11 protein-coding genes are annotated in these 12,130 nt (G+C 68.1%); 2 read left to right on the top strand and 9 right to left on the bottom strand.

Annotated elements, in window-relative coordinates; translation table 11 throughout:
- Positions 1 to 31 precede the first annotated feature (31 nt).
- Positions 32 to 646 (top strand): peptide-methionine (S)-S-oxide reductase MsrA, encoded by a 615-nt coding sequence (gene msrA / locus AC5W54_RS04365; protein ID WP_495960846.1) that lies wholly within the window; start codon positions 32 to 34, stop codon positions 644 to 646.
- On the opposite strand, the gene AC5W54_RS04360 is transcribed toward msrA, so the two are convergent.
- The 9 genes from AC5W54_RS04360 to can all read right to left on the bottom strand — a co-directional run bounded on the left by AC5W54_RS04360 (position 627) and on the right by can (position 10,583).
- Positions 627 to 1,667: a hydrolase gene (locus AC5W54_RS04360; protein ID WP_495960845.1), complete on the bottom strand. Its 1,041-nt coding sequence runs from the start codon at positions 1,665 to 1,667 to the stop codon at positions 627 to 629. The two genes, msrA and AC5W54_RS04360, sit on opposite strands and share 20 nt — an antisense overlap.
- 7 nt (positions 1,668 to 1,674) lie before the next feature.
- Positions 1,675 to 2,979, bottom strand: a complete 1,305-nt coding sequence (pepQ, locus tag AC5W54_RS04355) for a Xaa-Pro dipeptidase (protein WP_495960844.1) — start codon at positions 2,977 to 2,979, stop codon at positions 1,675 to 1,677.
- Between the two features lie 42 nt (positions 2,980 to 3,021).
- On the bottom strand, positions 3,022 to 3,942 hold the full coding sequence (locus tag AC5W54_RS04350; protein ID WP_495960843.1) for a LysR family transcriptional regulator: 921 nt from the start codon (positions 3,940 to 3,942) through the stop codon (positions 3,022 to 3,024).
- Between the two features lie 78 nt (positions 3,943 to 4,020).
- Entirely contained in the window at positions 4,021 to 5,112 is a 1,092-nt protein-coding gene (locus AC5W54_RS04345; RefSeq protein ID WP_495960842.1) for an ABC transporter ATP-binding protein, read from the bottom strand.
- Positions 5,109 to 6,131 (bottom strand): ABC transporter ATP-binding protein, encoded by a 1,023-nt coding sequence (locus AC5W54_RS04340; protein ID WP_495960841.1) that lies wholly within the window; start codon positions 6,129 to 6,131, stop codon positions 5,109 to 5,111. Before AC5W54_RS04340 ends, AC5W54_RS04345 begins: the two co-directional genes overlap by 4 nt.
- A gap of 12 nt (positions 6,132 to 6,143) precedes the next feature.
- Positions 6,144 to 7,094, bottom strand: coding sequence for an ABC transporter permease (locus tag AC5W54_RS04335; RefSeq protein WP_495960840.1), 951 nt, complete (start codon positions 7,092 to 7,094; stop codon positions 6,144 to 6,146).
- A complete protein-coding gene (locus AC5W54_RS04330) occupies positions 7,091 to 8,140 on the bottom strand; it encodes an ABC transporter permease (RefSeq protein WP_495960839.1) in 1,050 nt (349 codons plus the stop codon). Before AC5W54_RS04330 ends, AC5W54_RS04335 begins: the two co-directional genes overlap by 4 nt.
- Positions 8,141 to 8,215: 75 nt before the next feature.
- Positions 8,216 to 9,784, bottom strand: coding sequence for an ABC transporter substrate-binding protein (locus AC5W54_RS04325; protein ID WP_495960838.1), 1,569 nt, complete (start codon positions 9,782 to 9,784; stop codon positions 8,216 to 8,218).
- Positions 9,785 to 9,935: 151 nt separating this feature from the next.
- On the bottom strand, positions 9,936 to 10,583 hold the full coding sequence (gene can / locus AC5W54_RS04320; RefSeq protein ID WP_495960837.1) for a carbonate dehydratase: 648 nt from the start codon (positions 10,581 to 10,583) through the stop codon (positions 9,936 to 9,938).
- Positions 10,584 to 10,750: 167 nt separating this feature from the next.
- Here can and gorA point away from each other — a divergent pair, with 167 nt between their 5' ends.
- Positions 10,751 to 12,115: a glutathione-disulfide reductase gene (gene gorA / locus AC5W54_RS04315; protein ID WP_495960836.1), complete on the top strand. Its 1,365-nt coding sequence runs from the start codon at positions 10,751 to 10,753 to the stop codon at positions 12,113 to 12,115.
- Positions 12,116 to 12,130: the final 15 nt, after the last annotated feature.

Below are 12,130 nucleotides of genomic sequence, written 5' to 3'. Positions count from 1 at the left end.
CCTGCCACCCCGAGTTCGAGAGGAGCCCGCAATGAGCGTCGACCCTTCCCATGCCCTGCCGGGGCGCGATACGCCGCTGGAGATCAGCGGTGTGCATGCGGTGAACGGCCGCCGGATGATCCCTCCCTTCCCCGGGGGACTCCACGAGATCGTGCTCGGCCTGGGCTGTTTCTGGGGCGCCGAGCGCCTCTTCTGGCAGCTATCGGGGGTTCATGTCACCGCGGTGGGCTATGCCGGTGGTGTCACACCGAATCCGACGTATGAGGAGACCTGTACCGGCATGACCGGGCATGCCGAGGTGGTGAGGGTGGTCTTCGATCCCGCCGAGATAGACCTCGCGCGGCTGCTGCGGGTGTTCTGGGAAGCCCACGATCCGACGCAGGGCAACCGCCAGGGCAACGACATCGGCTCCCAGTACCGTTCGGCGATCTACACGACGGACGACGACCAGCTGGCGTTGGCCCGCCGCACCCGGGACGCCTACCAGCAGGCGTTGCGGCGTGCCGGCGGGGGGCGCATCACCACCGAGATCGCGCCACTCGAGGCGTTCTACTACGCCGAGGAGTACCACCAGCAGTATCTGGACAAGAATCCCGGCGGCTATTGCGGCCTGCGGGGTACCGGGGTCAGCTGTCCGACCGGGTGACCCGCAGGGGATCCGGCCAGACCTCCTGCCCGGCAGGGCGGGCCCAGTCCTCCAGCTGCCGCCTCACCCGGCGTGCCAGCCAGGAGCGCAGGCGGCCGTCGCGCCACTCGATGAAGCCCACGTGTCCGCCGTGACGGGCGATCTCCACGCGTACCGATGCCGACGGCTCGGGTAACTGCTCGAAGAGTCCTGCCGGCATGAAGGGGTCGTCGGCGGCGTGAAGCAGCAGGGTCGGGAGCTCGAGTTCGCCGAGCAGGGGACCGGCCGAGGCCCGCCGGTAGTAGTCGGCGGCATCATCGAAGCCATGCAGGGGGGCCGTGACGGCATCGTCATAGGCACGCAGGCTGTCGAGCCTGGCGAGCTGGCGTTGATTCAGAGCCAGCGGTAGCTCGCCGGCCCGTAGCCGGGGGGCGACCTTGGCCTTCAGCGAGGCCAGCAGGTGGCGTTCATAAAGGCGGGCGAAGCCCCGGTGCAGGGTGTCGGCGCTGGCCGCCAGGTCCAGCGGCGCGCCGATGGCGATGGCGCCGGCCAGGTCGAGGCCGTCGCCGCCCTGTTCGGCCACCAGCTTGACCAGCACGTTGGCCCCCAGCGAGACCCCGGCGGCGACCTTGAGGGCACGCGGGTAGCGGTGGGCGAGATGGCCGATCAGCCAGTAGGGGTCGGCGGTGTCACCGCTGTGGTAGGCCCGCGGCAAGCGGTTCGGGGTTCCACCGCAGCCGCGGAAGTGCATGAGCACGGCGCGCCAGCCCAGCCCCGCGGCCGTGGCCAGCAGCTCCCGCGCGTAGGGGGAGTGGAAGGAGCCCTCCAGGCCGTGGAAGAGCACGAATAGCGGGGCGTCCCGGTCCGGCGGCGAAGGTCGCACCCACACCAGCTCGACACAGTCGCCATCCGGCAGCTCGAGGATTTCCACCTCGTGGGCCAACCGGCGCCGCGGCAGCAGTCGCGGCAGCAGGGTCTGGACGTGGCGGTCGGCGAGCCCTGTCGGTGGTCGGAAGGAGGCGCAATGCAGTCGGCCGGACATGGCGGTGTCACTCGGCGTCGTAAGGAGTCAAGTTGTCGGGTCCATGGTCGGTGACCAGCACGTTGTCCTCGATGCGGACGCCACCGTGGTCGGCCAGCCCCTCGACCCTGGTCCAGTCGATGTCGCGGCTGTCGCGAAACCGTTCGAGCAGCATGGGGATGAAATACAGCCCCGGCTCCATGGTGACCACCATGCCCGCTTCCAGTTCCCGGGTCAGGCGCAGTGACGGATCAGACGCCGGTGGCGGGAGGGGCGTGCCGTCGGCGGCGACCCGTCCGGCGACGTCATGCACCTGAAGGCCGAGCAGGTGTCCCAGGCCGTGGGGGCAAAAGGCCCGGGTGATGCCCGAGCCCACCGCGGCCACCGGTGAGCATCGTACCAGGCCGTGCTCGACCAGCAGTTCGCCGAGCGCCGCATGCATCCGCTCATGGAGCTCGACATAGCCGACGCCCGGCCGCAGCGCGGCGATCAGTCGTTGCTGCAGCGCCGTGACGCCCTCGATCAGCAGGGCGAACGCCGGATCGGCGTCGGGGCCGGGCCAGGTGCGGGTGATATCGGCGCAATACCCGCGATACCGATGGCCGCCATCGACCAGCAGGCTGCGGCGTCGCTGCGGCGTGTCGAGCGCGTAGTGCTGGTAGTGCAGCACGCCGCCGTGGGCATTGAGGCCGACGATATTCTGGTAAGGCAGATCGCTCTCGCGGCTCCGCGCGGCCCCCAGGTAGGCGAGTTGGCAGTCCAGTTCGGCGCCACCGGCGAGGAAGGCCTCTTTCGCCGCCCGGTGGCCGGCCAGGGCGCGGCGATTGGCCTCGCGCAGGCAGGCCACCTCGTAGTCGCTCTTGCGTACCCGCAGCTCGTCCAGGGCCCGGATCAGGGTGGTGGGATTGGCGTCGGCGCCGAGGGCGGTGGCCTGGTCGGCCGCGACTTCGCCGAGTACCGCGAAGCGTCCGGTGGGCAGCCGAGGAAGGGTGACCTCGGCCTCGATCACCACCTCGAAGGCCTCGACCCAGGACTCCTCGGGCAGGCGAGGCGTCAGGTGCCAGAAATCCGCCGGGGCGTAGAAATGCAGACGCGGCCGGTAGCCGGGGCGGATCAACAGCCAGCTGTGCGCCAGGCCGGCCAGCGGCACCCAGTGCATGATGTGACCGTAGGTGGCGAAGCTGGCGTCCTGATCGTCGGCGAAATGCCGGTGGGGGTGGCCGCTGTAGAGCAGCACGCCATCATAGCCCAGGCGATTCAGGACCTCGCCGTAGGCCTGGGTCAGGCGTTCCAGGTGGCGCCCTTGGGTGGCGCCGAGATCGGGGGCGGTCATTACAGCTCCATATCGGTGCGTGGGTAGCGAAACCGCTGGGCCTCAGCTCTCATTATCGTCATGCCCGGGCAGGTCCCGCCACAGGGCATCGAGTCCCGGGTGGTGGCGTGCTCCATGGCGATAGAGGCGGATCTCCAGAGGCACCTGCCAGCGCGTGTCGCCGGCCGGGACCAGCTCGCCGCGGGCCAGGGCCGGGGCTGCCAGGCGCGCCGGCAGCCAGCCCATGCCATAGCCGAGGGTGACCAGCTCCTTGATGTTGTGACTCTGAATGCTCTCGTTGAGCACCCGGAAGTCGGGCGCCTCGTCGAGGCGGGCCAGGTGAGCCTGGATGGCGGCATGCATCAGGCTCCGGTGATGGAAGGCGATCAGCGGCAGGGCCTCTCGGGAGCCGCTGCCGAGCGGGAAGCGGGGGCGACCGTCGGCGTCCGGCACCGACAGGGGCACCAGCCGCTCATGTCCTGCCAGGCGATGACAACACGCCTCGTGGGCCACGTCCGGCAGGTCGGCACCGCCCGGCCAGTAGCAGAGGGCCAGGTCGCACTCACCCCGGACCAGGGCCTGAAAGTAGTCGTCCACCAGCCAGCCGGTGGCCCGCAGGTAGGGCTCCAGGGGCGGGGCGCTGGCAAGCTCGTGCCGCCACTCTGGCAGGAAGTGGGCCAGCAGGCTCTGGGGCGCGGCCAGGCGTAGCCGGTTGGCCTGGGCCTCGGCGAGACGCGCCAGTCGCTCTCGGGTGTCCCGCACCCCACTGCTGACCCGTTCACACAGCCCAAGGAACTCCTCGCCGGCCGGGGTCAGGGAGAGCGGCAGGGTCTGGCGATTGACCAGGGTGGTGCCCATCTCCTCCTCGAGCAGCTTGATACGGCGCGAGAAGGTCGGCTGGGTGACGTTACGCTCGTCTGCCGCCCGCGAGAAGTGACGGGTACGGGCCAGGGCGATGAAGTCTTCCAGCCAACGAATTTCCATGATTTGCCTGATCTATCGAACATATTGTTGTATTTGACATATTAAGCAGCGAATTTTGCCATTAAAACGGACGTTTTTCTACAGGCGCCCTTCCTCGACTCCGTGGCAGGCCACCCGGCTGCCATCGGCCTGGGGGATGAGTCTCGGCACCTCCTGGCGGCAGCGGGCTTCGGCGTAGGGGCAGCGCCCATGGAAGACGCAGCCCGAGGGCAGATTCACCGGGGTCGGCACCTCGCCGGTCAGGCGAATCGGCTGGGGGCGGTCGTCCTCGAGACGCGGGATCGCCGAGAGCAGCGCCTGGGTATAGGGATGGCGCGGTCTGGTGAACAGGGTCCGGGTCGGTGCCACCTCGCACACCGTGCCCAGGTACATCACCGCCACCTGGGTGCCGAAGTGCTCCACCACCGCCAGGTCATGGGTAATGAACAGGTAGGTGAGGTGGCGCTCCCGCTGGGCGTCCATCAAGAGGTTGAGCACCTGGGCCTGGATGGAGACGTCCAGCGCCGAGATCGGCTCGTCGGCGACGATGAATTCCGGGTCCACGGCCAGGGCGCGGGCGATGGCGATGCGTTGGCGCTGGCCGCCGGAGAACTCGTGGCCGAAGCGCCCGCCCCATTCCGGGTCGATGCCCACCGAGGCCATCACCTCGCGCACCTTGGTGACCACCCGGTCGCGGGACCAATCGGGATGGTGCAGGCGGATCGGCTCCTCCAGGGTCTGCTGAATGGTCATGCGCGGATTCAGCGAGGCATAGGGATTCTGGAAGATCATCTGCATGCGCTTGCGGTAGGGCAGCAGCGCCTTGGACGAGAGGTGGTCGATGCGCTCGCCGTCGTAGTGGATCTCCCCGGCGCTGGGCGAGAGCAGCCCCATCACGGTGCGGGCCACCGTGGACTTGCCGCAGCCGGACTCACCGACCACGCAGAGCGCCTCGCCGCGCTGGAGGGTCAGATCCACGCCATTGATGGCATGCACGAACTCCTGATGACGCACCAGGCGACCGCCCCTGAAGCGCAGCTGCTCGAGGAAGTCGCCGGAGAGATCGAAGCGCTTCTCCAGGCCGCGGATCTCCAGCAGCGGGGCGCTCGCCGGGGCCTGGTGGCTCTCCACCTGGCCCTGAGCATCGGTCTGGGGGCGGGGGTCGGTGGCAGGAGCGACGAGGGTGGTCATGGGGCATTCTCCTCGGTGGTAGCGGCCTCCTGGGCCAGCATGTCCGCCACCATATGGCAGGCCACCCGACAGTTGCCGGAGGCGACGAAGTCGGGTACCCGACGGGAGCAGGCGGGGCGTTCACTGCCATCGGCACGGGGCAGGAAGTCACAGCGCGGATGGAAGGCACAGCCCGAGGGCAACTGGGTCAGCGGCGGCATGCTGCCGCGGATCTGGTTGAGGTGGCTGCCCGGCGTGGCCATCTGCGGCAGGGCGTTCATCAGCCCCTGGGTGTAGGGGTGCTGGGGGTCGTTGATGATCTCCCGGGTGGGGCCGGCCTCGATCACCCGGCCCGCGTACATCACCAGCATGCGCTGGGTCACCTGGCTGACCACCCCCAGGTCGTGGGTGATCAGGATCAGGCCGACGTTGTGCTTCTCGCACAGCTCCAGCAGCAGGGTCATGATCTCCGCCTGGATGGTCACGTCCAGCGCCGTGGTGGGCTCGTCGGCGATGATGATGTCCGGATCGAGGAGCAGGGCGATGGCGATGATCACCCGTTGGCGCATGCCGCCGGAGAGCTCGTGGGGGTACTGATCGAGGCGCGTGTCCGGGGAGGGGATCTGCACCTGCTGGAGCTTGTGCAGGGCGATGGCGCGGGCCTCGCGGCCGGCGATGCGGCGATGGGCCTTGAGGCACTCCACCATCTGTTCGCCGATGGTCAGCACCGGATTGAGGGTCATCATCGGATCCTGGAAGATCATCGAGATGCGATTGCCGCGGATGCGGCGCAGCTGTCGCTCCGAGAGGCCAATCAGCTCCTGGCCCTCGAAGCGGATGCTGCCGCCGGCGATATAGCCGGGCCGGGCGATCAGGTTGAGCAGGCTGAAGGCGGCCACCGACTTGCCGGCGCCGGATTCGCCCACCAGGCCGAGGCGCTCGCCCCGGTCCAGGGTGAAATTGATGTTGCGCAGGGCGTGCACCTCGCCCTGGCGCAGGGCGAAGCGCACGTCCAGGTCGCGAACGTCGAGAAGTGCCATGAGAAGTGCTCCTTAGCCCTTGTAGAGACGCGGGTTCATGACGTCGCGCAGCCAGTCGCCGAGCAGGTTGATCGACAGCACCAGCACCACCAGGAAGGCCCCGGGGATCAGGGTGATCCACCAGGCGCCGGACTGCAGGTAGTCGAAGCCGGCCTTGATCAGCGATCCCAGCGAGGGGTGGGTCTCCGGCATGCCCAGTCCCAGGAAGGAGAGGGCGGCCTCGGAGATGATGGCGTTGGCGATCTGTACCGTGGAGATGACGAAGATCGGCGACAGGGTATTGGGCAGCACGTGGCGGAACATGATGCGTCGGCTGTTCAGGCCCATCGTCCTGGCGGCATCCACGTACTCCTTGCGCTTCTCGGCCAGCACCGAGGCGCGCACCGTGCGGGCGTACTGGGGCCACTCGGCCAGGCCGATGATCAGGATCAGCATCAGGATGGCGTAGTCGCTGTAGAAGCTGCCGCCCAGGGTGGCCTTGACCACGGCGCCCACCACGATGGCCACCATCAGGGTGGAGAAGGAGAGCTGGATATCGGCGAGGCGCATCAGCAGGGCGTCGACGCGTCCCCCCAGGTAGCCGGCCAGCAGGCCGAAGACCACGCCCAGCAGGGCCTGGAGCAGCACCGCGCCGAAGCCGATCAGCAGCGACACCCGGGTGCCGTAGAGGATGATCGACCAGAGGTCGCGGCCCTGGGCGTCGGTGCCCAGGCTGTAGCGCGGATCGGCTCCGTCGATCCAGAAGGGCGGCAGCTCCGAGTCGAGGATATCGATCTGCGCCAGGTCGTAGGGATCGGTAGGCGCCAGCCAGGGGGCCAGGAGGGCCATGCTCAACAGGGCCAGCAGGATGGCCAGGCAGAGCTGGGCGCCCCGGTCGCGCTTGAAGCTGTAGACCAGGAAGGAGTCGCGGAGCCGCTGCCAGCGACCGACGGCCGCCACAGGGGTCGAGGTGGTCGTGCTCATGCGGGCTTGCCTGTCAGGTTGACGGTGGGATTCACCAGGCCATAGATCAGGTCCACCAGGGTGTTGGTGACCACGAAGATCACGCCGACGATCATCAGGTAGGCGACGATCAGCGGGATATCGGCGCGGTTGATGGCGTCGAGGAACATCAGTCCCATGCCGGGCCACTGGAAGACCGTCTCGGTGAGGATGGTGTAGGCGACCATGGTGCCGATCTGCACGCCGCCGACGGTGATCACCGGCAGCATGGTGTTCTTCAGGGCGTGGAGGAAATAGATGCGGCGCACACCGATCCCCTTGGCCCGGGCGAACTTGACGTACTCCGACTGCAGCACCTCCATCATCTCGGCGCGGATCAGGCGGATGAACAGCGGCAGCATGATGGAGGCCAGCGCCACCGAGGGCAGCACCAGGTGCTGGAGCCCGCCGAGGCTGGCCAGGTTGGTGTCCCAGTGGCCGAAGACATGCACCAGGTCATGGCCGCGGCCGAAGGAGGGCATGCCGCCCTGGGTGGAGAGGGCGGCGTTGAGCCAGGCCCCCCAGGCCGTCGACTCGGGAAAGAGACTCACCGTGATACCGATGGAGAAGACCTGGATCAGCAGGATGGCGGTGAGGAACACCGGGATCGAGATGCCGATGATCGACGCCCCCATGAAGAAACGCGAGATCGGCGAGCGGGGCTTGATGGCGCTGTAGACGCCGATGGGCACCGACAGCAGGATGATCAGCAGGGTGGCGCCGAAGACCAGCTCGAGGGTCGCCGGCAGGTGGCGGGCGATCACCTCCAGGGCCGGCTCCCGGTAGAAATAGGAGGTGCCGAAGTCGCCGGTCAGTGCCCTGCCGGCGAAGCGCAGGTACTGCACATGGAAGGGGTCGTTGAGGCCGAACTGCACGCGCAGGGCCTCGCGCTCGCTCTCGGGCACCGACTGGCCGACCATCTGCTGGATGGGGTCGCCCAGGTTGTCCTGGATGGCGAAGGCGATGACGCTGATGATGAACATCACCAGCAGGGCGTGCATCAGCCGCTTGGTAAGAAAGGCGATCATGGGGTGAGCCTGTGTGGGGTGTCACTAACGGAGCCCCTCGCCCATCACGGGCGAGGGGGCTGCCATCGCTCGGGATCAGTCGCGCTGGATGACCAGGTCGCCCAGGTAGGGGAAGTCGGTGGCGTTGACCACCGGCGTGATCTCGACCCCTTCGCGGGCGCCATAGGCGAGATTCTGCCAGTGCAGCATGATGAAGCCGGCGTCCTCATGGAGCATCGCCTCGGCCTCGCGCAGCATGGCGTTGCGCGCCTCCAGGTCGGTCTCGCCATCGGCGCGGGCCACCAGGGCGTCGAGTGCCTCGTTGCAGTAGCCGCCGTAGTTGTACTGGCCGGCGCCGGTGTCGGCGTCGAAGCAGGCGGAGAGGTACTGGAAGAAGTTGGCGCTGTCCTCGGTGTCCGAGTGCCAGCCGATCATCGCCATGTCGGAGCCGCGGGTATCGTATTCCGGCCAGTACTGGGCCAGCGGCATGGTGCGCAGGTTCACGTCGATATTGAGGCGCGCCAGCATGTTGGCCACCGCCTGGGCGATCTGGGCATCGTTCACGTAGCGGTTGTTGGGGGCGATCATGTCGATGCTGAAGCCGTCGCCGTAGCCGGCCTCTGCCATCAGCGCCTGGGCCCGCTCCAGGTCGTAGCGCGGGGTCAGCGCGGGGTTATGGCCGGAGTAGCCGGGGGGAGAGAACTGGGCCGCCGGAGAGGCGAAGCCGCGCATCAGGCGATCGGCGATGCCCTCCTGGTTGATGGCATAGGCCACCGCCTGACGCACCCGGGGGTCGGCGAAGGCCTCGACGCGCGCCTCGTTGAGCTGGAAACCGATGATGCGGGTGCCGGGAATCTCCACCAGGTCGACGCCCTGGGCCTGGCGCACCCGGTCCAGGTCGTTGGGGGGCACCGCATCGATGAAGTCGACACCGCCGGAGAGCAGGGCGGAGACCCGGGCGGCATTCTCGGCGATGGGGGTCAGCACGATGCGCGAGACATTGCCCTCGCTGTCGGCGTCCCAGTAGTCGGCGAAGCGTTCCATCTCGACCCGCACGCCTTGGCGGCGCTCGGTGACGATGAAGGGGCCGGTGCCGGAGACATGGCGCGAGGCGAAGGAGTTGCCGGCCTTGACGATCTCCGCCCTGTCCTGGCCGTTGTCGGTGGTGCCGTTATAGTACTCGTGGTCCAGCGGGAAGATATAGGTGGCCAGGTTGAGCAGCAGCGGGTAGGGGCCGTCGGTGGTGATCTCGACGGTGTGGCTATCCACGGCCTCGGCGCCGGCGATCGGCTCGAAGATGGCCCGGTAGTCGGGGCTCGCCTTGAGCCGCTCGATGGTCCAGACCACGTCGTCGGCGGTGAAGGGGTTGCCGGAGTGGAAGGTCACGCCTTCACGGAGCTGGAGATGCATGGTGGTGTCATCGACCTGCTCCCAGGCGGTGGCCAGGCGTGGCTCGAACTGGAAGTCCCGGGTCCAGCGCACCAGGGGGTCGAAGGCCAGATGCGAGAAGCGCAGCATGCCGCCGGACAGTTGTTCGTGGATGTCCAGGGTCTCCGGGTCGGCGGCGTAGCCGATGCGCAGGGTCTCGGCAGTCACGGTGGTCGGCAGGCCGAGAGCGAGGGTGGCACCGATCAGCGATGCCAGGACGGTCTTGTTGAGGCTCATGGGGGTCCCTTGTGCAGGTTGTTATGCCTGGTAACGACGGGGACCACCTTAGTGAGACGGCGCTGGCGGCGACAATCGAAATAGTGACAGGGGGCATGCGCGCCACGTATCGCCCCGGCGTGGCGCTGATCGCCACGCCGGGGCGGGCGCCTCAGCCGGTGGGGATCAGCCGCTCGATGCGGTAGAGGGTGTCGACCTCGTCGAGGCCCGAGACGGTGCAACCCAGGTCCTTGACCCGCCCATCGGCCAGGCCGTAGACCCAGCCGTGGACCCACAGGTCCTGGCCACGCTGCCAGGCGTGTTGAACGATCTTGGTGCGGCACAGGTTCCTCACCTGCGCCTCGACGTTGAGTTCGCACATGCGGTCCACCTGGTCGTCCAGCGACAGCTCGGTCAGGGTGTCGCGATGTTGCTGGTAGAGCTCGCGCACCGAGTGCAGCCAGATGTCCACCATGCCGTTGTCGCCGCCGGAGACCGCGGCCTTCACGCCGCCGCAGCCGTAGTGGCCGACCACCATGATATGGCGCACCTGGAGCACGTCCACGGCGTACTGGAGCACCGACAGGGCATTGAGGTCGTTGTGGTGGAGCAGGTTGGCCACGTTGCGGTGGACGAACACCTCGCCGGGCGGCAGGGAGATGATCTGGTTGGCGGGCACCCGGCTGTCGGAGCAGCCGATCCAGAGATAGTCGGGGTTCTGCTGCTGCGAGAGTCGCGAGAAGTAGTCCGGGTCTTCCCGGCACATGCGCTCGGCCCAGGCGCGGTTGTTCTCGAGCAGGTCCTGGATGTCCTGGTTCATGGCGGCATTCCCTCGAGTGGCAGGTGGTGGACGCGGCAGCCCCTTTTACCGCTATGCCTCCGGGCGGTCAACCGCCGCCTCTCCCGGGTCGACGGCGTGGCTGGTATCATCGCCGCATCCCGTTTCCGGGACCGCCGTGCGTTCCCATCCCCGATCAGGAGAAACACGTGTCCGAGTTCGACTACGATCTTTTCGTCATCGGTGCCGGCTCCGGCGGCGTCCGGGCGGCGCGTACCGCCGCCGCCACCGGTGCCCGCGTCGCCGTGGCCGAGGATCGCTACCTGGGCGGCACCTGCGTCAACGTGGGCTGCGTGCCGAAGAAGCTTTACTCCCATGCCGCCCATTTCCATGACGCCTTCGAGGATGCCGGGGGGTTCGGTTGGCGACTCCCGGCGGCCCCCGAGTTCGACTGGGCGACCCTGCGCGACAACAAGGTCGGCGAGATCAAGCGGCTCAACGGCATCTACGGCCGGCTGCTCGACGATGCCGGGGTACGCCTGATCAACGGCCGCGCCCGGGTGCTCGACGCCCACCGCGTGGAGGTGGCCGGCGAGACGATCAGCGCCGCCAGGATCCTGGTCGCCGTGGGCGGCTGGCCCTGGGTACCCGAGTTCCCGGGCAGCGAGCTGACGGTGACCTCCAACCAGGTCTTCGACCTGGAGCACTTCCCCGAGCGCTTCCTGGTGCTGGGTGGCGGCTATATCGCCGTCGAGTTCGCCAGCATCTTCCATGGCCTGGGCAGCGAGACCCATCTGGTCTATCGCGGCGAGCTCTTCCTGCGCGGCTTCGATCGCGAGGTCCGCGAGTTCACCCGGGACGAGATGGCCAAGAAGGGCGTCAACCTGCACTTCGAGGCCAACATCGAGTCGATCGAGCGGGTCGACGGCGGGCTGCTGGTGACCCTGACCAGCGGCGCGCAGCTCGAGGTGGATGCGGTCCTGGCCGCCACCGGACGCAAGCCGCACCTGGAGGGACTCGGCCTCGACGGCCTCGGCATCGAGCTGACCGATGGCGGCCACCTGCGCGTCAACGACCGCTTCGAGACTTCGGTGCCGTCGATCCTGGCGCTGGGCGACGTCGCCGGTGGTCCGGAGCTGACCCCCGTGGCGCTGGCCGAGGCGATGCACATGGTGCAGAGCCACTTCGGCGAGGCGCCACCGCAGGCGCCGCTCGACTACCGCAACATCGCCACCGCGGTGTTCTGCCATCCCAACATCGGCACCGTGGGCCTCTCCGAGGAGCAGGCCCGGGAACGGTGTGGCGATATCCGTGTCTACACCACCGACTTCCGCCCCCTGAAACACACCTTGTCCGGCAGCAGCGAGCGCTGCCTGATGAAGCTGATCGTCGATGACGCCAGCGACGTAGTGGTGGGGGCCCATATGGTGGGGGACGAGGCCGGGGAAGTGATCCAGGGCATCGCCATCGCCGTTCGCGCCGGGCTCACCAAGGCCGATTTCGACGCCACCGTGGGCATCCATCCCACCGGGGCCGAGGAGTTCGTGACCCTGCGCACCCCGACCCGGCGCTGACCCCACCCTCGGCTT

This window comes from Halomonas sp. LMYGS-3 (assembly GCF_059509875.1).
The sequence above is the reverse complement of the archived record's forward strand: the minus strand, read 5'-3'. Positions and strand labels throughout refer to the sequence as shown.